General features: G+C 61.9%; 17 protein-coding genes and 1 pseudogene. 10 read left to right on the forward strand and 8 right to left on the reverse strand.

Features of this window, described 5'->3' with window-relative positions; translation table 11 throughout:
* The first annotated feature begins 59 nt into the window (after window positions 1-59).
* The gene (locus tag HGQ17_RS03780; RefSeq protein ID WP_168886632.1) at window positions 60-914 is read left to right on the forward strand and encodes a SurA N-terminal domain-containing protein; all 855 of its coding nucleotides are present in this window, start codon (window positions 60-62) and stop codon (window positions 912-914) included.
* A gap of 197 nt (window positions 915-1,111) precedes the next feature.
* Window positions 1,112-1,612, forward strand: a pseudogene (locus tag HGQ17_RS15155) (Pr6Pr family membrane protein).
* 243 nt (window positions 1,613-1,855) lie between these two features.
* On the opposite strand, the gene HGQ17_RS03795 reads toward HGQ17_RS15155, so the two are convergent.
* The 6 genes from HGQ17_RS03795 to purB all read right to left on the reverse strand — a co-directional run bounded on the left by HGQ17_RS03795 (window position 1,856) and on the right by purB (window position 7,649).
* On the reverse strand, window positions 1,856-3,325 hold the full coding sequence (locus HGQ17_RS03795; RefSeq protein ID WP_168886635.1) for an outer membrane protein assembly factor BamB family protein: 1,470 nt from the start codon (window positions 3,323-3,325) through the stop codon (window positions 1,856-1,858).
* A gap of 73 nt (window positions 3,326-3,398) precedes the next feature.
* Window positions 3,399-3,983, reverse strand: coding sequence for a sugar O-acetyltransferase (locus HGQ17_RS03800; protein WP_229503304.1), 585 nt, complete (start codon window positions 3,981-3,983; stop codon window positions 3,399-3,401).
* A gap of 93 nt (window positions 3,984-4,076) precedes the next feature.
* Window positions 4,077-4,367 carry a hypothetical protein gene (locus HGQ17_RS03805; RefSeq protein WP_168886636.1) on the reverse strand — a complete coding sequence of 97 codons (291 nt, stop codon included), beginning with the start codon at window positions 4,365-4,367 and terminating at the stop codon, window positions 4,077-4,079.
* A 34-nt stretch (window positions 4,368-4,401) separates the two neighbouring features.
* Window positions 4,402-5,193: a HipA family kinase gene (locus HGQ17_RS03810; RefSeq protein ID WP_168886637.1), complete on the reverse strand. Its 792-nt coding sequence runs from the start codon at window positions 5,191-5,193 to the stop codon at window positions 4,402-4,404.
* The gene (locus HGQ17_RS03815) at window positions 5,193-6,143 is read right to left on the reverse strand and encodes a GIY-YIG nuclease family protein (RefSeq protein WP_168886638.1); all 951 of its coding nucleotides are present in this window, start codon (window positions 6,141-6,143) and stop codon (window positions 5,193-5,195) included. Before HGQ17_RS03815 ends, HGQ17_RS03810 begins: the two co-directional genes overlap by 1 nt.
* Window positions 6,144-6,221: 78 nt before the next feature.
* Window positions 6,222-7,649: an adenylosuccinate lyase gene (gene purB, locus HGQ17_RS03820; protein ID WP_211090407.1), complete on the reverse strand. Its 1,428-nt coding sequence runs from the start codon at window positions 7,647-7,649 to the stop codon at window positions 6,222-6,224.
* 156 nt (window positions 7,650-7,805) lie between these two features.
* Here purB and HGQ17_RS03825 point away from each other — a divergent pair, with 156 nt between their 5' ends.
* Both HGQ17_RS03825 and HGQ17_RS03830 read left to right on the forward strand, forming a co-directional pair.
* Window positions 7,806-8,309 (forward strand): hypothetical protein, encoded by a 504-nt coding sequence (locus tag HGQ17_RS03825; protein ID WP_168886639.1) that lies wholly within the window; start codon window positions 7,806-7,808, stop codon window positions 8,307-8,309.
* An 18-nt stretch (window positions 8,310-8,327) separates the two neighbouring features.
* Window positions 8,328-9,815 (forward strand): alpha/beta family hydrolase, encoded by a 1,488-nt coding sequence (locus HGQ17_RS03830; protein ID WP_168886640.1) that lies wholly within the window; start codon window positions 8,328-8,330, stop codon window positions 9,813-9,815.
* Between the two features lie 18 nt (window positions 9,816-9,833).
* On the opposite strand, the gene HGQ17_RS03835 is transcribed toward HGQ17_RS03830, so the two are convergent.
* Window positions 9,834-10,223 (reverse strand): phage holin family protein, encoded by a 390-nt coding sequence (locus HGQ17_RS03835; protein WP_324615173.1) that lies wholly within the window; start codon window positions 10,221-10,223, stop codon window positions 9,834-9,836.
* A gap of 59 nt (window positions 10,224-10,282) precedes the next feature.
* On the opposite strand from HGQ17_RS03835, the gene HGQ17_RS03840 reads away from it, so the two are divergent.
* Genes HGQ17_RS03840 through HGQ17_RS03855 form a run of 4 tightly spaced genes read left to right on the forward strand, consistent with a single transcriptional unit; the run spans window position 10,283 to window position 15,030 of the window.
* Window positions 10,283-11,389: a histidinol-phosphate transaminase gene (locus HGQ17_RS03840; protein ID WP_168886642.1), complete on the forward strand. Its 1,107-nt coding sequence runs from the start codon at window positions 10,283-10,285 to the stop codon at window positions 11,387-11,389.
* A 13-nt stretch (window positions 11,390-11,402) separates the two neighbouring features.
* Window positions 11,403-12,533 carry a thiamine pyrophosphate-dependent enzyme gene (locus tag HGQ17_RS03845; protein ID WP_229503286.1) on the forward strand — a complete coding sequence of 377 codons (1,131 nt, stop codon included), beginning with the start codon at window positions 11,403-11,405 and terminating at the stop codon, window positions 12,531-12,533.
* A complete protein-coding gene (locus HGQ17_RS03850; RefSeq protein WP_168886644.1) occupies window positions 12,533-13,567 on the forward strand; it encodes an alpha-ketoacid dehydrogenase subunit beta in 1,035 nt (344 codons plus the stop codon). Before HGQ17_RS03845 ends, HGQ17_RS03850 begins: the two co-directional genes overlap by 1 nt.
* Window positions 13,568-13,581: 14 nt before the next feature.
* Window positions 13,582-15,030 carry a dihydrolipoamide acetyltransferase family protein gene (locus tag HGQ17_RS03855; protein WP_168886645.1) on the forward strand — a complete coding sequence of 483 codons (1,449 nt, stop codon included), beginning with the start codon at window positions 13,582-13,584 and terminating at the stop codon, window positions 15,028-15,030.
* Between the two features lie 4 nt (window positions 15,031-15,034).
* Here the strand turns inward: HGQ17_RS03855 and HGQ17_RS03860 are convergent, their stop codons facing one another.
* Window positions 15,035-15,748: a GerMN domain-containing protein gene (locus HGQ17_RS03860; RefSeq protein WP_168886646.1), complete on the reverse strand. Its 714-nt coding sequence runs from the start codon at window positions 15,746-15,748 to the stop codon at window positions 15,035-15,037.
* A gap of 364 nt (window positions 15,749-16,112) precedes the next feature.
* Here HGQ17_RS03860 and HGQ17_RS03865 point away from each other — a divergent pair, with 364 nt between their 5' ends.
* On the forward strand, window positions 16,113-16,958 hold the full coding sequence (locus tag HGQ17_RS03865) for an HpcH/HpaI aldolase/citrate lyase family protein (protein WP_168886647.1): 846 nt from the start codon (window positions 16,113-16,115) through the stop codon (window positions 16,956-16,958).
* A gap of 66 nt (window positions 16,959-17,024) precedes the next feature.
* The gene (locus HGQ17_RS03870; protein ID WP_168886648.1) at window positions 17,025-18,128 is read left to right on the forward strand and encodes an enoyl-CoA hydratase/isomerase family protein; all 1,104 of its coding nucleotides are present in this window, start codon (window positions 17,025-17,027) and stop codon (window positions 18,126-18,128) included.
* The last annotated feature ends 25 nt before the right edge of the window (window positions 18,129-18,153 follow it).

Below are 18,153 nucleotides of genomic sequence, written 5' to 3' on the forward strand. Positions count from 1 at the left end.
AGGCTGTTGTGCCTGACCTGTTAACCTGCGGGCCCGCCCGCAATAAGGAGGTACAGGGCATGCATAACACCCAGAAGAAACTGGTGACATCTGTGGCCGCAGCCGCGCTGCTGTTCGGTCTGGCTGCCTGCGATGAGCAGGCAGATGATGCAGAGACCTCGGATGAGGAAGCCAACGCCCAGGAAGCCGAGGTGCCAGAGGGCGCCGAGGAGGGCGAGGCCGCACCTGAGGGTGAGGGGGAGATGGAAGACCCCATGCAGGATATGCCTGAACCCGATCTGGAGGACGTGCCCGACGTCGTCGCCGAGGTCAATGGCGAAGAGATCACCGGAGAGGAGTTCGCCACCGCCTATGAGTCTCAGTTCATGGAGATGGCCATGCAGGCTCAGATGACCGGCGAAGAGGTTGATGAGGAAGAGCTTCAGGAGCAGACCCTCGACGGCATGATCGGTGTGGAACTGCTCAACCAGGAGGCTGAGGCCGAGGGTATTGAGGCATCTGAGGAAGATATTGACGCTGAGCTGGACGAGCTGGCGGAGATGAATCAGATGGAATCCGTTGACGAGCTGATGGATATGGCCGAGGAGCAGGGCGCCAGCGAGGAGCAGCTTCGCGAGGATGTTGCCCAGCAGGTGCGGATCGACGCCTTGGCTGAAGGGCTCGACGTCGAAGAGCCCACTGATGAGGAGATCGAGGAGACCTACGAGCAGCAGATCGCTGAGCAGGAGGCCATGCAGGAGATGCAGGAGGCCGAGGGGGAAGGCGAGGAAGATGCCGAAGCTCCCGAGGTCCCCGATCTTGAAGAGATGCGGCCCCAGCTGGAGGAACAGCTGACCGAACAGAAGCAGAACGAGGCCATTACCGCCCATATGGAGCAGCTGCGCGGAGAGGCTGATGTTGAAGTTCACATCTGAGGCATAATGCCCATGTGAGAACTCAACACAGGCCGCTGAGCTGGCAGTATTCGATCCCAGCGAGAGCGGTTCACAGTGTTATCGCCCTGCTGTGCGCAGCAGGCCTGGCCACCTCGCTCTACCTCGGTTGGACCAATGGATCCCAACTGCCAGCCGGGGTGGGGTATGCCGGAGGGTTCTCCGCGGGCTGGCAGCATATGCTCAACCAGCCTGCCTATTTCACCTTCCTATCGGGCCTGCTGGTGTTCATCACCTCAGGCGTGCTTGCCCTGAACCCGCAGCGGGAGTCTCGGATCTTCCACTGTGTGCGGCTGGCCGGTGTGGTGCAGGTGATCATTACCGGACTGGTGTTCAACATCCTGCTGCGCACGGAGGACCAGCTGGAAGGCGTCTGGCTGTTCAACGATCTGGTCTTACACGTCATCGTGCCCATTGCGGCACCGCTGGTGTGGCTGATCATTGGGCCCCATGGGAGGCTCAGTCCCGCGGTGGTTTTCGGGTCCATGGTGATCCCGCTGGCCTAGCTGGCGGTGACCTTGATCCGAGGCCCGGGACTGGACTGGTATCCCTACAACATCCTCGATGTGCCCGGGATGGGCTATGCGGGCGTGGCTGTCTATATCGGCTCCATCCTGGTGGCATTCCTGGGGATCGCCACCGCGCTGTGGCTGGTGGACAGGAAATTGGGAGGGTCCTGATGGGTACGGCTAGGACCGTGCGATCACGGCGTTGAGTTTGGACGGGGGGCTGATGCAGGGATGGGTGACAACTGATCGGGCTCGGCTATCCCGGGCCTGGAAGGATTGTCATCATGCCTAAGCCCTACCCCAAAGAGCGGTACCCACCAGGAACTGCTGCAGAGCAGGGAGCTCTACCGGGACCTGGTGGCCGCGCTGAAGATCGAGGCCAAGGTGTAGGGCTCAACCTCACCGTAGGGGTGCCTACTCCAGCAGCTGGAGGGTTTTCTCCTCGGGGCTGAAGACCGCCAGGCGATCGCCGACCTGCTGGATGCGTGAGTAACCGCCGTTGTCAGAATCCTGGTACTCGTACTGCCAGAGCTCCTCGCCCTGTTCATCGTAGGCTGTGAGAGTTCCCTGGTCGTCGTCGTGGTAGATATTGTCCTGACCACGGAAGGTCTGACCGCCGGAGCTGTAGCCGCCGTCTTCTGGTTCAACGCGGGGAATCTCGCACACAGTCTCCCCGGTATCTGTATCAAGGATCAGAATGCTGTCATCGCCGCGCACAATGGTGCGTTCAAGGTCGCTTGAGGCGGCGATGGTGACCTGAGAGCTCTCGCCAGCATCGATTGGCGCATCCCACATCGATTCCCCGGTCTCGGGGTCGACACGGTCCAGGCTCCCGTCGGGGAGGCGGAACAGCGCTGCTTCCTCCTTGAGCGCCGATGCGATGTGCTGGAGTTCGGGGTCTACCGGCAATGGTTCGTCCCACAGTTCGCCCTGGTTGTCATCCAGGGCCATGACCTCGGCGCCCTCCTCGGTCGCTTGGTAACGGAAAACAGTGCCAGCCGCGGCATCGTAAGAGGTCTCCTCATCGGCGGGCTCCTCCAGCTCACCGAGCAGGGGATGGAACTCTTCGGCGCTGTGGACCTCGCCGGAGTCCAGGTCCACGTAGTAGGCGATTGGCGAGGCGCTGCCCTGCCAGGAGAACGCATAGTACTCCTGGCCGCCGCCGAGTCCCTGGCCACCTTCAATGATCCCATCGCCGAAGACATCGGAATCGGGCAGCTCGGCACTCCACTGAACCTCCTCGAAATTCTCCGCATCCACCCGCTCGAGCCGATCGATGCCCGAGGGGTCTCCCGCCAGAGTCAGGATTGCATCGCCATCGTGTTCAAAAGCCCCGGTCAGTTCACCCTCCAGGGTCGCTGTGGACAGCACGGATCCATCTGCGGGGTCAAGAAGTGCGATGGGGGTCGTGGAGTCCAGACTGTCCCAGGGTGAGACGAGAATGAAGTCATTGTCCTCGAAGTACTGGCCGCGGACGGGGACAGTGTCCTCGGCGGTGACCTCAGGAAGAACCTCAGCATCAACCTCCCAGATGGGTTCCCCGCTCTTGAGGTCCAAGAGGGGCAGGGTGGGGCTTTCCAGAAGTGCGGAGTCGTCGTAGTAGGCGTTGAGAAGTGCCTTGTCGTCATCGACCACGGGCAGCATCACGAATGACCAGACGCCCTCGTCTGTGTCCCCTTGATAGGTCCAGGCCACTTCGGGGGCCTCGTCGAGGTCTTCAATCAGGGCGAGCCCTTCGTCATCGTCTCCGCCGGACCTGCCGAAGATCAGGATCGCTGCGACTACGGCAGCGATTAGGACTGCGGCGCCGATGCTCAGCGAAATGATGAGCTTCTTGGACGGCCCCTTAGACGGGGTGTTCTCTGCGGTGACGGATTCAGACATGCTCTATCGACTCCAAAGTGCTGGTTGATGCGCCGCCTCACTTTACACGGGAGCGCAGGCCACGCCCCGAGCCTCAGCCCAGCTCTCTGATTACCCGTGCCGGATTACCCACCGCCAGCACATTGGCAGGGATGTCCCGGGTCACTACAGACCCCGCACCGATCACTGAATTCTCACCAATAGTGACCCCAGGACAGACGACGACGCCGCCTCCTAACCACACATTGTCCTGGAGAGTGATAGCCCGGGCAGCTTCCCATTTCTCCCGCCGGGGTCCTGGTTCCAGGGGGTGGATGGGGGTCAGCAGCTGAACATTAGGGCCCAGCTGGCAGTCGGCCCCGATGGTGATCGGCGCGACGTCCAGGGCGACCAGGCCAGCGTTGATGAATGTCCGGTCTCCGATGCGTAGATGTGCGCCGTAGTCGACGGTCAGCGGTGGCCGGATCTCAACCTCCTGGCCGAGCTCACCGATCAGCTGGGGGAGTATGGCCGCAGCCTGCTGCGCCTGGCCCTGTTGGCTGAGTATGTTGAACTGTCCAGCCAGCTCCTGTGCCGCCTGGTTACGACGCCCATGCTCATCATCGGCCTGATACCAGTCCCCGGCCAGCATCCGCTCCCAGTTGCTCCGCCCATCTGGTGCGAATTCCAGGTCCCTCAGATCCGACACTTCAAGCTCGCCTTTCTGCAACCGAATGTGGTGCGGTCTCTATCCAGTGATCTTGATGCCAGATTGCACGTGCAAAAGTGACATTCAGGCCGCTAGGTGAGACTGCTGGGAAGGACCGATGCGGAGGTGGTTGTTGTGGAGGGCCCGGCGGCGTTCTAGGCGTGCGACGGAAAGGGGAGTAGCCCGGTTCTCGCGTCCATTGGCGGCATCGATTTCATCGGCAAGATCATGCAGGGCTCGTTCGATCACAGTGAGAAGAGCCTTGTCATCGTCTAGTTCCTGGACGGTATCGAGGCTCTGGTGGTCAAGTCGCCACTGGCCGTCGAAAGAGATCTGCCCAATGGGGAGTTGCTGTCCTGATGTTATATCAGGCACAACATAAAGAGGCCATACGCGTTCTAATGGGAGGTCAACCATCAGCGAGCTCCTCCAAACGGCGTGCGGTCCCATCTTTCCTTCGGTAGAGGAACCAACCAAGCGTCTCAAGCTCCTCCACCATCACATTCCACTCTAGCGGCACGGAACAGAGGAGGTCGAGGATCTGTCCACTGCCTAGGTGCCATAGGTTGTCCGCGATGGGCTGGGCGCTCTCTGGGTGGAGATAATCAGGTTGAGGATCCATCGGCCATGGTTGATCGACTAGGCGCTTCAAAATGTGGGAGTCCCAATCTGACTCTCCACGGTCTAGCCACAAGCTGTGGTCGAAACTGAGGACTGTGCGTTGGTCGAACGGCGCCCACAACCACTGTTCATCGTTGCCCAGCAAGAGGTCCCACATGGCGAATAGTCCAGGCAGTGTCTCCCTTGGCGCAGCTTCGCGAAAGCTTTCATAGCCTTCCCAGGCATAACGGATGTGCAGGCTCCCGTAGGCTGGTCCGCTGCGCATTAAGTGCCCTTGGGGATCCTGGAAGTTCCTGTTATCGAATTCTTCTGGAAGTTGTACAAGCCTGGAAGAAACGACTTCCGCACTGATGAGCTGTCCTACTTTTGAGCAGACATATTCCGTGAGGAGGGTCTGATCACCCTGTGGGTTCCCCCGAGCCTTGACCCAGTAATGATGGCCGTCGGTGGCCTCAGCTAGAAAGGCACAGCTGCCGGAGGCACTCTGGTGCACAATCGAGGTGACGCGAGGGCTCGTTGCAGGCAGGGCTTGTTGGGTAATTCTCCCCGACCACCATTGCCTTTCGTGGGGCGAAGTCATTATCGCACCGTACTCAGGGGATCTGAATCAGGTGGGTTTTCCCAGTGGTCAAACGTTTTACCGTCAGATGATGTCCAGTCAGTGCGCCCATTGAGGGAAGCTTGTCCAAGGGCAGTTGCACCAGCCGCCGAAGGCGAGGTGAATACGACATCTCGGGTAAGTTCTCCGAGTTCTCCCGCTGGGGATAGTGATCCGTCCTCGTTAAGTTGTTTCAGCGTTGCTTGCCGCAGGTCGAACGCGCTTTGCGTACTTGGACTGAGCTTTTCGCGTTGTTGGCGCATCGTCGACCGGATTCGGGAACCTCTGAGCATCGTGAATTCGCCGTCGATGACCTGGGCTTTTGCCTGGACTCCAAGTTTGGGGCGGTCCAAATGGAAAACGGGCGAATCAGGAACGACCTCAATGGGCCTGAGAGCTGACTCCGAAGTGCGAGGTCCTTGAGTGGTCCTGCCGCGGAAGATATCTACGCCAAGAACAGGAAGAACTATCTTGACCTGTTCTATGAAGTAGTTCATGTCAGACTCGTCGGCTTCAGGAAGGTCAGCGCCACCGGAAGGACTGTTGCCGTTCTCTAGTGGGATTCTTCCGATGGTTTGCGCAAGTTGAATTAACTGAGACTCGATAAACCGAACGTGAGCGCTTGTGAGGTTGGTGTCTTTCGAGGTGATAATTGCGACGTCGGTCCAGAAATCCTTCTTAGCGTCATGGTTCGCAAGCCGTTTTGCAACGTCATCGCTCTGTCCGATGTATGCGAGCTTTCCACCAGTCTTAGGGTGCTCGCCCAGCAGGATATAAACCCCGGTCCGTCGCGCCTCAGGGCGCCGTTTGATTCGGGATAACTCTGCGCGTTTCCCCATGAGGAGATGACCAGTCCAATTCATAATCTCGGCGGTCATTAGTCCACCGGCAGTTCCGTCGACGAGAAACAGCCGTACTTGTTTTCCTGCCATGTGACCCCCTCAGTCCGGTAATCGGATGCTGGAATTCACCTTACCTCTGGGTAAGGACATGGTCCGTGGGCGTCGTCGTCAGCTGAACTGTTTGGCCAGTTCGGAGGCGAGGCCGGTGTAGGTATCCGGGGTGAGGTTCTTCAACCGCTCCTCAGCCGCAGGGCTTAGGCCGAGACCCGAGACAAACTCCTTGAGCTTCTCAGCATCCACACGACGGCCGCGGGTCAACTCCTTCAGCCGCTCATAGGAGTTCTCCATCCCCTCAACACCGGCAATAGCCTCAGCACGCATCACCGTCTGGATCGCCTCACCGAGGACCTCCCAGTTGGCATCGAGATCAGCAGCAATCACATCAGCGGCCACATCCAGCTGCTTCAACCCCTTGGTCACATTCGACAGGGCCAGCACCGAATGCCCCAGGGCGGTGCCGATATTCCGCTGGCCCGAGGAATCAGTCAGGTCGCGCTGCCAGCGGGACTCCACCAGGGTCGCCCCGAGAGTATCCAGCAGAGCGTTGGAGATCTCCAGATTCGCCTCGGCATTCTCAAACCGGATGGGGTTGACCTTATGCGGCATGGTCGAGGAACCAGTCGCCCCGGCCACCGGGATCTGCTTGAAGAACCCAATAGAGATATAGCTCCAGATATCCACGCACAGCCCATGCAGGATCCGGTTGAATCGGGCGATATCCGCATACAGCTCAGCCTGGAAGTCATGGGACTCGATCTGGGTGGTCAGCGGGTTGAACGTCAGACCCAGCTTCTCCACGAACTCGCGGGCGATCACCGGCCAATCAGCATCCGGGGCGGCACACCGGTGCGCGGCATAGGTGCCGGTGGCCCCATTGATCTTGCCCAGGAACTCCTGGGCCTGCACGCGGGACACCTGCCGGGAGAGCCGATGGACGAATACCGCGATCTCCTTGCCCAGGGTGGTGGGCGTCGCCGGCTGGCCATGGGTCCGGGACAGCATCGGAGTCTCCGCCGCCTCAGCAGCCAGGCCCTGCAGCCTCTGCAGCATCTGCTCAGCTGCCGGCAGCCATACCTGCTGGACGGCGTCGCGGATGCCCACCGCATAGGCGAGGTTATTGATGTCCTCGGAGGTGCAGGCAAAATGCACCAGCGGAGCCAGCTCGGCCAGCCCCAAGCCCTCCAGCCGCCGGACAATGAAGTACTCCACGGCCTTGACGTCATGTACGGTCTCGGCCTCGATGGCACCCAGCTCCGCGATCTCCTCCGAACCGAAACTCTCCACAATCCCGCGCAGACCCGCCACCTGCTCATCGCTGAGCTCCGGCAGCCCGGGCAGCACCTGGGACTGGCACAGATGAATGAACCACTCCACCTCCACATGGATCCGATTGCGGTTTAGCGCCGCCTCGGAGAGGTGATCGACCAGCGGGGCAATGGTCGAACGGTACCGGCCGTCCAAGGCGCCGAGGGCGATTGCCGGCTCAGCAGCGGAGAGATTGACGCGATCGTGGTTCTCGGGGGAGTGGTTGGTCATAGTCAGATTCTCTCGCATCACCGGTGTTTTCCCCACTTCCAGCCCTAGATATTGCGACGCGCCGCCTCCTCCACACCACCACGGCAGAGAACCGACGACGACGCCGGGGCTGCCTAATCTCAGAAAACACCACTGATGCCACCGGTGAGGAGAACCATGATTTTCGACCCCGAGGCCCTCTGGAAGGCCACTGTGGGACTGCCGGCTGAACTTGAGGCCGCCGCCCAGGGCTATGACAGAGCCTCACAGCGGTTGGTCAACATCGCGCAGAAAGGCGAGCAGTTCAAAGCGTATTTGGACAAGGCGCAGGGCACGGACTGGACCTCGCCTGCGGCCACCGCGTTTCGGGACCTCGTTGAGCTGCTGCGGCCGGTGGGAGTGCTGATCCAGACCGAATCGGTCGGCCTGGCCTCAGACGCCCAACAGATCGCCGATGGCCTCCGAGCCAATGCTGCACGGGCCCGCAGTGTCGGCAGCTGGCTGATCTCCATCTTCAGCGGTGGGGCGACTATGCCTCAGGAACGAATGGTGGAGCTGGGGCTCGATCACGGATTTCGCCGCATAGAGCAGGCGCTGGAGGGCAATGGTGCCGAATACATCAGCATGTTGGACGGGGACCTCATCATCCGTCTGAGCAAACAGGCTATGAGCCCGTGGTGATTGAGGGAGGAGATCACGATGCCACTGGATATCTACGAAGGTTCCATACCGGGACTCGGCGATGACACCGCCAAGCCTACTGCCCCGGCGCCCCTGGATTTCGAAGTCCGCACCTTCGGCGGGCCCACCTGGATCAACTTCGAATGGCAGTCGCTGATCGATGCCTTCCAACATATCCAGGCCGCAGCTGACCTATACACAGACATGCGCACTGAGCTCACCGGGATATATGGGGAATTCGATGCCTCTCTGATCGGGCATCTGCACTGGCGGATCCCCGGTTTCCACGTCCGTGTGGGCGCTCTGATCGGCGGAATCAGAGCCAAAGAGTTCCTCCTTCAGCAGTCAGTATCCGGGGTGGACTCTGCCCACCAGGGCTACCGGGGCGCCGAGGCCAGGATCCTGCGAATCTGGCAGATGCTGCTGCGTGGGGGAGAGCTCGACTCAGTGGTTGAGAACTTCATCCACCCCCAGGGCGACCGCAGCTACGCCTACGACTGGATGGTCACCATGGGCGTGCTCGGAGGCGGGGAGGCGATCAACCTGTTCTTCAGCAAATACCCCCAGATCGCCACCATCGCCTCCACTGTGGCGGCCATCGAGAACGACTTCGGGTTCACCGGGGACCTCATGCGCAGTAACCACCAGGTCATTGACCCCGACCCCGCCCATACCTTCACCCATGACGCCGACGGGAGCCTGAGCGGATACTTCGACCATATGACCGAAGCTGCAGATCACGGCGATATCTCCGTATCGAAGGCCACCTCCGAGTTCCACGATCCTGTCTATATGGTGCATCTGCCTGGGGTGGAATTCGACGGGGTCAACCTCGAACACGGCCGCAGCCCCGCCAGTGTGGTCGATGCCTTCACCAACGACTCCGAGCACATGACCCAAGCGGTCAGTGATGCGATGGAGGCCGCAGAGGTCCCGGAGGGCGCCATCGTGCATCTGACCGGGTTCAGTATGGGTGGGATGCATGCGGCCAATATCGCCAAGAACAAAGACTTCGGCAGCAAATACAACATCCGGACTGTCACCACGATCGGCAGCCCGCTGAAGAACGAGCAGATCGAGACCGGGACAAAGGTCACCCATTTTGAAGACGCCCGAGACCCGGTGGTCCACCTCACGGGGGACCGCCCGCAGCTCTCCTCGGACCGGATCCTGATCGAACTCAACCACCAAGACCCCGAGAACCCAGTGCAGAACATCTCCGGTTCAGCCCATGACTGGGAGCACAACATCGAAGGGATCCGTCAGATGGAAGAGCATGAGGAGGATTGGTTGGACATCCAGGAGGTCAACCACCTCGATGAATTTCGCATCTTCTACCAGGGGGAGGTGGAGACCTATGTCTTCGACAGCAGCTGGGAGACTAATCCCGGGGCCGGTGACGACAGAACTCTGGAGGATTTCAGCAGTCTCGACCACCTTCAGGAGGCCCTCAGGGATGGGGCGCTGAACCTCAACCGCAACTCCTATGTCACCAACACGGACTAGAGCGGAAGCGGAGCCGGATCAGGCCCGGGCGGCCCCGATGACGAACCGGTTCAGCAGTCCCGAGACAATCGAGATGATGATCGCCCCCAGAATCGCGTCGAAGAAGAACTGACGGATCTCAAACTCCACCCCGGGGAAGGGAGAGACCAACCAGCTGGTCAGAGACAGCATCGCTGCATTGATCACGATGGCGAAAAGACCCAGGGTCAGGCATGTGATCGGTAAGGACAGGATCTGGATGATCGGCTTCAGGGTCACATTGATGACACCGAAGACTGCGCCCACAAAGAGGTAGGCGAGGATCACCGCGCCAGGCTCCTGACTGAAACCTGAGATGGACAGGCCCGGCAGCAGAGTAGCGGCGGCCAGAGCGAGGGCATTGAGAGCTATCGCAAGTAGGATTCTCACAAGTGTGATCATCTCACGCAGAGCTGGACAAAACATTTAAGGACAATGAGGACCTCTCAATGAACAGCACATCCCCCATCCGGCCCAGGGAGGCCATCGCAGCGTTGCCGACCTATGCGGCTGGAAAGCCCCCGGTGCCCGCCGAGGGACTGACCCCCTATAAGCTCTCCTCCAATGAGAACCCCCTGGGTCCAGTGCCTGCAGCCGCCGCAGCAGCCGCCGAAGCACAGGCCCTGCACCGGTACCCCAACCCCGGGGCCGAGGTCCTGCGGGCCGAACTGGCCCGGCACCTGCAGGTGCCGGTGGAGGACATCGTTACCGGAACCGGCAGCCTCGGTGCCCTGACCCAGATCATCAACACCTTCGCCGGAACCAGCGCAGATGGCACAGCCGATGAGGTCATCTACCCTTGGCGATCCTTCGAGGCATACCCGATTGTGGTGCGTACCGCCGGTGCCAAAGACGTCACCGTCGCCGTCACTGAGACAGGGGAGCACGACCTCGAGGCAATGGCTCAGGCCATCACCGAGCGCACCCGGGTGATCATGCTGTGCACCCCCAACAACCCCACCGGCCCCGCCCTGCGGCACCAGGCTGTCGAGGAGTTCCTGACCAAGGTGCCCTCCGATATCGTCGTCGTCGTCGATGAGGCATATCTGGAATTCGTCCGCAGTGAGGATCCCGTGGACGGTCTGGCCCTCTACCGCAAGTACCCCAATGTGGTGCTGCTGCGGACCTTCTCCAAAGCCCACGGTCTGGCCGGTCTGCGCGTGGGCTACTCCATCTCCCAGGCAGCAATCACCGAACATCTGCGCAAAGCAGCGGTGCCCTTCGGCGTCAGCGCCGTGGCCGAAGCAGCAGCCGTGGCCTCCCTGCAGAACCTCCACGAGGTCCACCAGCGGGTCGAGGAAATTGTGGAAGAGCGACAACGGGTAGCTGCGGCCCTGGCTGAGGCCGGCTGGCAGATCCCCACCACCGAAGGGAACTTCGTCTGGCTTCCGCTGGGGGCTGAATCACTGGACTTCGCCCAGCTGGCAGGCGAACAGGCCCTGGCCGTGCGGGCCTTCGCCGGTGAAGGCGTCCGAGTTACTATCGGTGAACCGGAGGCCAACGACCGTTTCATCCAGTTGTGCAGAACCTACAGGAGCACACCCGGGACCGACTGACAGAATGAGGGCCATGGCAGAGGCGCATGCAGAGCAACCGGCACCTATTCAGCTGCTCGATGCGGATGGGAAGCTGAGCCACCATCCGGTCTACAGCACCTATATCGAACAGCTCGACGACGCCGCGCTGCGTGATCTCTATCGACATATGGCCTTGGAGCGCCGGTTCGATGCCGAGGCCACCAGTCTGCAGCGGCAGGGGCAGCTTGCCCTCTGGGCACCGGCACAGGGACAGGAAGCAGCGCAGGTGGGCACCATCGCCGCCCTGAAACCCACCGACCGGGTCTTCCCCACCTACCGGGAACACGCCATGGCCCTCTACCGGGGCATCAGCGCCGAGGAACTGATGGCCACCTTCCGTGCCGTCCGGCACACCGGCTGGGACCCCAACGCCTATAACTTCAACAACTACGCCATCGTTCTGGCCTCCCAGACCCTGCACGCAGCCGGCTGGGCAATGGGTATCAACCAGGATCTGCGCTCGGGCAACCTGCCCCGGGACAAGGCAGCCGATGAGATCGTTCTGGCCTGCCTGGGCGATGGCGCCTCCAGCCAGGGCGATGTCCACGAATCCATGGTCTTCGCCGCCAGCTATCAGCTGCCGATGCTCTACTTCATCCAAAACAACCACTGGGCCATCTCGGTGCCGACCTCCACCCAGTCCCCGTCACCGCTGGCCAACCGAGCCACCGGCTACGGATTCGAAGGACTGCGGGTCGACGGCAATGACGTACTGGCCAGCTACGCGGTGGCCAAACATACAGCCGAACAGCTGCGCAATGGTCAGGGTCCCAAGCTCATCGAATCGGTCACCTACCGGATGGGTGCGCATACCACCGCCGATGACCCCACCAAATACCGACCCTCCGAGGAGGTCGAGCACTGGGCAGACCGTGACCCCCTGACCCGGTACAAGACTTGGCTGGAGAACGAATCCAAAGCCACCGAGGAGTTCTTCGAGCAGGTCGAGCAGGAAGCTGCCGAACTGGCCGCCGAATTGCGTGAGGCCGTCCAGACCATGGAACCCATCGATATCGAGCGGGTCTTCGACACCGTCTACACCGAACCCCACCGACAGGTTCAGGCGGAGAAGGCCTGGCTGAAGGACTACGAGGCCGGCTTCGCCGAGGAGGAGACCTCCTGATGACCGCAGAGACCACCACGGCCCCAGCACAGGACAGCTCCACTGTCACCACCATGCCGCTGGCCAAAGCCATCAACGCTGCCCTGCGCGATGAACTGGCCGCAGATGCCAAAACCCTGCTGATCGGTGAGGACATCGGAGCCCTCGGCGGAGTCTTCCGAGTCACCGACGGGCTGCAGTCGGAATTCGGCACCGACCGGGTCATCGACTCCCCATTGGCCGAATCCGGGATCATCGGCACCAGTATCGGGATGGCCATGCGCGGCTACCGGCCGGTGGCAGAGATCCAGTTCGACGGCTTCGTCTTCCCCAGCTACAACCAGATCACCACCCAGCTGGCCAAGATCCACAACCGCACCGATGGCGCAGTCACCGTACCAGTGACCATCCGGATCCCCTATGGCGGGCATATCGGATCCATTGAGCACCACTCCGAATCACCCGAGGCGCTCTTCGCCCACACTGCCGGCCTGCGGATCATCACCCCCTCGAACCCGCATGACGCCTATTGGATGACCCGCCAGGCCATCGTCAGCGACGACCCTGTGATCATCCTGGAACCCAAACGCCGCTACTGGCTCAAAGGCGAGGTGGACACCGCCAATCCCGCCCCCGATGCCTTCACCGCCCAGGTGCTGCGCGAAGGCACTGACGCCACTATCGCCACCTACGGCCCCCTGGTGCCGGTGGCACTGGCGGCCGCCGAGGTCGCCGCTGAGAACGGTCGTAGCCTCGAGGTCATCGATGTGCGCTCGATCAGCCCACTGGATGATGAGACCATCGCCCGCTCGGCAGCTAAGACCCAGCACCTCGTCGTCGCCCATGAGGCACCGACCTTCGGCGGCTTCGGAGCTGAGATCGCCGCCCGGGTGACAGAGCGGGCATATCCCCGGCTGCAGGCCCCGGTGCTGCGCGTGGGCGGGTTCCATATGCCCTATCCGCCCTCGGCCCAGGAGCACCGCTACCTGCCCGATATTGACCGTATGCTGGAAGCAGTCGAGCGCAGCTTCGCCTACCAGCGCGCCAGCGTCTAAGGAGTCCTGACCCGATGAGCCAGACCTTCAACCTGCCCGATGTGGGCGAAGGCCTCACCGAGGCGGAAATTGTCTCCTGGCGGGTCGCCGTCGGGGACATTGTCGAGGTCAATGACATCGTCTGCGAGATCGAAACCGCCAAATCACTGGTTGAGCTGCCCATTCCCTATGCCGGCACCGTCGGTGAACTGGTGGCCGAGGAGGGCGAGACCATCGAAGTTGGTCAGCCACTGATCCGGATCTCCGGAGCAGATGACGACGACGCCGAGCAGGCCGAGGAAAAACCCCAGCGGGGCAAGAAGCAGGAAGCCTCCGAGAAGAAATCCGGCGAGAAGAAGACCGGTGCTGAGAAGAACGGCACAGCTCGAGCCGCCCAGACCAGCGAGGACCAGAACCAAGCGCTAGTCGGATCAGGCCCCAAAGCTGATACCGCCAAAGCCCGGCCGCGGACCCGCCACACAGTCCCCGATCTGGTGGAGACGGTGCACCTCCCCGAGGAGACTCCGGCAGCCCGTACCGGATTCCACACCGGGGATATCGCCGATATCGTCGCCAAAGCATCTCCACCAGTGCGTGCCCTGGCCAAGCGGCTCGGAGTAGCAGTCTGGGAGCTGGTCGGCTCCGGACGAAACGGTCAGATCACCCGCGACGACGTCGAACGTCAGGCCCGGGAGAAGAAGGCCCTGCGCGAATCGGGCAAACAGCCCAAGGGCGGAGTGCCAGTGCCTGGCCGGCAGCAGTCACCAGGAGATGTGGGACTGCTCTATGACGGCCCCCGGGAAGAGAACGTCCAGGTCCGCGGGGTACGTAAGGCCACCGCCCTGAACGTCTCCGCCTCGGCCAGCAATATCCCGCATGTCTCGGTGTTCAAAGAGGTGGACATCACCCGCACCATGGAACTGCGGCAGGCGCTGAAGAACGACCCGGCCTATCAGGGGTTGAGCGTTTCTCCGATGCTCTTCGCCGCCAAGGCCATCATCTGGGCCGCCCGGCGGAACCCTCAGGTCAACGCCACCTGGCATGACACGCATTACACGCTGCGGAACTACGTGAACCTCGGCATCGCCGCCGCTACCCCGCGGGGACTGGTGGTCCCGGTGGTCCATGAAGCCCATACCTACAGCACCCAGGGCCTTGCCGCGGCCATTACGCAGCTGACCGACGATGCCCGGGAAGGCCGAACCACTCCGGGTGAAATGCAGGGCGGGACCATCTCGATCACCAATATCGGCCCCCTGGGCCTGGACTTCGGCACACCCATCCTGCCCCCGGGGCAGGCTGCGATCATCGCTCTGGGTGCGGTGCGGAAGAAGCCCTGGGTGGTCGACGGTCAGGTCGTCCCACGGGGTGTGATGGTCGTCGGCGGTTCCTTCGACCACCGGCTGATCGATGGTGATCTCGCAGGAGCATTCGTTTCAGATATCGCAGCCGTGCTGGAACAGCCCGGCCTGCTGCTGGACTGAAGCCTCAGCGCTGGATCTCCATCAGTTCCAGCGGCACATCCTCAGTCAGCCCCCACAGCTCGGCCAGCGGAGTGCCGTCGACCAGAATCTCGGCCGCACCGGCGCCGGTGGCTGAGCGGGCGGTGATCTCGATCTGCTTCAGCGCCTGCCAGGATTCACAGTAGTTGCGCGCTTGGGGCTGCCCATTGAGGTTTACCGTCACCACGTCATTGGCGTAGTCCACCGAATCCACCTCAATACCGCTGGCGACCCCCAGAGCATTGGCGAAGGCCGGCCGGCCCAGCTCATAGCTCTCCAGGTTCGCCAGATACTCGATGGCATCATGAGCGGGGTCCTCGGTGACCACAGGGACCGTCTGGACCACAGAGACCCGGTTATCGCAGCCGAAGAGTTCAGAGCGGGCACGCTCAGTCCGATGCGGTTCCAGGCCGCCAGGCTCAGCCGGGGGCTGCTCCTGGACGTTGCCCTCCTCATCGATGGGAGCGGTCGCATCGACTCCTGCCGGGCTGATCAGCGCCACCGGCAGCCGGACACTGTCATCGTCGTCGTACTCCGGCTCTGGAATCGGGTTCTCAGCCAGCTGTTGTTCCTCAGCACTTTCGGCACCGTTGTCCTGATCCTCTTCATCCTCAGGGTCAGAGGTGCAGCCGGTCAGCAGCAGGCCTACGCTGATGGTCAATGCCGGGAGCCGAAGGCTCCGACGACGCAGAAAAATCATTGGATCAGGATAACGCGGATTCTTAAATGAATGATGGCCGGGAGACCGTGAACGGGGGCGGTCTCCCGGCCATCTGCTGAGAAGCGGCCTGGGTGCTGCACGGAGGGGGTGGGATGATTCGCACCCGGCCCTATGCTTCTCACTTCATATCCGATGACATACAGAGGGAACGGAAACTCTGATGTCTCATCTATGGAGATGTCTGGAATGGACAGCGGGCCATTCCATCCGGCTGCACAGATTGATGTTTCAAATCTGTACAACCAACGTATAGCTATGGTGCGACGATTCAACCCGCTGTGTCAAGACGCTGAACCGGCGCTGCCTGGCAGTGCAAACTCTCCGCTGGCGATAGGCTGGGACTATGCCTATCCGGAACCGCCGCGCGGCCGCTCTTCCCGCCAAACTGTCCCGATCCTGGCTGCTGATCAATGCTGCCCGGCAGGAGGATTACGCCCCTGGCTTAGCCAGTGAGGCAGACTCGGTCATCTTCGACCTCGAAGCCTCCGTGCCCGACGACGCCAAGGCAACAGCCCGCCAGTCCGTTATGGAGGCGCTCAACGGCGGTATGACCGCCTGGGTGCGGATCAGTCCGACCACCAGCCCCCATTGGGAGGATGACGTGGCAGCCCTGGCCGGAGCCGAGGGTCTGCGCGGAGTCATGCTGGCCGAGACTGAGCGTCCGGACCAGGTCACCTACACCGCGATGCGTCTGCGCGCCGGTACACCGGTGATCGCCCTGATCGAATCCGCGCTCGGCGTGGAGAACGCCACCCAGATCGCCTCGGCACCAGGAACCTTCCGCCTGGCCTTCGGCACCAATGACTTCCGCAAGGATGTGGGTGTCTCGGCCGATCCCATGGCTCTTGCCTATGCCCGCTCCCGCCTGGTCATCGCCTCCCGCGTCGGCGGCCTGCCCGGTGCTATCGACGGCCCCACCGAGGCAAATGCCAGCGAGGAGGCCATCGCAGAAGCCTGCCGGGTCACCGCAGAGATGGGTATGACCGGCAAGCTCTCGCTCAACCGGGCACAGGTGGAACTGGTCAACCAAGGACTGAGCCCCTCCGAGGAGGAGCTCAGCTGGGCCCGTGAGGTGATCGAGGCCCACGAGTCCGGTGCCGCCATCGGTGACGGTTCCTATCTGCCACGTCTGGCCCGTGCCCAGAAGATCGCCAGCCTGGGTGACTCTTACGGGCTGTGGAATGCCTAGTGCTTGACCCTGTAGCCTCGATCACATAAAAGTGATCCTGGTCAGCGCCAGAACGAGGAGGTTCAGATGGGCAAAGAGACCTATACCGGAGATGTCGCCTTTGAGGTGCGTGGCCATCTGGGCCTGATCACCCTGAACCGTCCGAATGCGCTGAACTCCCTGACCCAGCTGATGTGTGAGTCCATCCGCATCCAGCTCGAGGACTGGGCCGACGACGACGCGGTGGCTCAGGTGCTGATCCGCGGCGCCGGAGAACGTGGCCTCTGCGCAGGCGGGGACATCGTGGGTGTGTACCAGGACATGGTCGAACACCAGGGGCAGGACGGTGGGCCGCTGCTGCCCGAGGGCACCCCCGGATACCGAGCAGACTTCGAGACCGAAGCGTTCTGGGCCGTGGAGTACGCGATGAACCTGCTGATCTCCGAGTACCCCAAGCCGTATATCGCGCTGATGGACGGTGTGGTCCTCGGCGGGGGAGTAGGGGTCTCTGCCCATGGCTCGCACCGGATCGTCACCGAACGCAGCCGAGTGGGTATGCCCGAGACAACTATCGGTTTCTCACCAGATGTCGGCGGCAGCTGGCTGCTGGCCCGGGCTCCGGGGAAACTGGGTCTTCATGCCGGGCTCACCGGCGCCCATCTCAGTGCGGCTGATGCCATCTATGCCGGACTGGCCGATACCCATGTGCCCACCGAACGGCTGGAAGAGTTGGTGACTGAGCTGACCGCGCAGCCCGTTGAAGAGGTGCTGCCGAAGTTCAGCACCTCTCCGGGGGACTCAGCCCTGCAGTCAGCACAGGAATGGATTGACCAGGCATATGCAGCCGATGAGGTCAGTGAGATCCTGGAGCGCTTGGACCAGCTCGGTCAGCAGTACCCGGAGGCTGTAGCCGCTGCCGAGGAGCTTCGTAAGAAGTCCCCCACGATGCTCCAGGTCGTTTTCCGCGCCGTCGGCAATGCCGCCGAACTCAGCCTCGCCGGTGCGCTCAGCCAGGAGTACACCATCGCCATGCACTCGCTGCGCTCCCAGGATTTCCGTGAGGGCATCCGGGCCCAGGTGGTGGACAAGGACCGCAACCCGCAGTGGAACCCGCCCTCGGTGGAACAGGTCGATGAGGAGCTCATCGCCCACTATTTCACCCCGGTGCCAGGACGGGTTCTCACCCTGTAGAGCGGGCCGAAGCCGCGTCCCAGCA

The organism is Nesterenkonia sedimenti, assembly GCF_012641515.1.
Classification (GTDB): Bacteria; Actinomycetota; Actinomycetes; order Actinomycetales; family Micrococcaceae; genus Nesterenkonia; species Nesterenkonia sedimenti.

Excerpts from the sequence above, each read along its gene's own strand:
- HGQ17_RS03865 (WP_168886647.1), top strand. The coding sequence starts at position 16,113 with ATGCCTATCCGGAACCGCCGCGCGGCCGCTCTTCCCGCCAAACTGTCC.
- HGQ17_RS03855 (WP_168886645.1), top strand. The coding sequence starts at position 13,582 with ATGAGCCAGACCTTCAACCTGCCCGATGTGGGCGAAGGCCTCACCGAG.
- HGQ17_RS03850 (WP_168886644.1), top strand. The coding sequence starts at position 12,533 with ATGACCGCAGAGACCACCACGGCCCCAGCACAGGACAGCTCCACTGTC.
- HGQ17_RS03810 (WP_168886637.1), bottom strand. The coding sequence starts at position 5,193 with ATGACTTCGCCCCACGAAAGGCAATGGTGGTCGGGGAGAATTACCCAA.
- HGQ17_RS03845 (WP_229503286.1), top strand. The coding sequence starts at position 11,403 with ATGGCAGAGGCGCATGCAGAGCAACCGGCACCTATTCAGCTGCTCGAT.
- HGQ17_RS03860 (WP_168886646.1), bottom strand. The coding sequence starts at position 15,748 with ATGATTTTTCTGCGTCGTCGGAGCCTTCGGCTCCCGGCATTGACCATC.
- HGQ17_RS03870 (WP_168886648.1), top strand. The coding sequence starts at position 17,025 with ATGGGCAAAGAGACCTATACCGGAGATGTCGCCTTTGAGGTGCGTGGC.
- purB (WP_211090407.1), bottom strand. The coding sequence starts at position 7,649 with ATGACCAACCACTCCCCCGAGAACCACGATCGCGTCAATCTCTCCGCT.
- HGQ17_RS03830 (WP_168886640.1), top strand. The coding sequence starts at position 8,328 with ATGCCACTGGATATCTACGAAGGTTCCATACCGGGACTCGGCGATGAC.
- HGQ17_RS03840 (WP_168886642.1), top strand. The coding sequence starts at position 10,283 with ATGAACAGCACATCCCCCATCCGGCCCAGGGAGGCCATCGCAGCGTTG.
- HGQ17_RS03825 (WP_168886639.1), top strand. The coding sequence starts at position 7,806 with ATGATTTTCGACCCCGAGGCCCTCTGGAAGGCCACTGTGGGACTGCCG.
- HGQ17_RS03795 (WP_168886635.1), bottom strand. The coding sequence starts at position 3,325 with ATGTCTGAATCCGTCACCGCAGAGAACACCCCGTCTAAGGGGCCGTCC.
- HGQ17_RS03780 (WP_168886632.1), top strand. The coding sequence starts at position 60 with ATGCATAACACCCAGAAGAAACTGGTGACATCTGTGGCCGCAGCCGCG.
- HGQ17_RS03815 (WP_168886638.1), bottom strand. The coding sequence starts at position 6,143 with ATGGCAGGAAAACAAGTACGGCTGTTTCTCGTCGACGGAACTGCCGGT.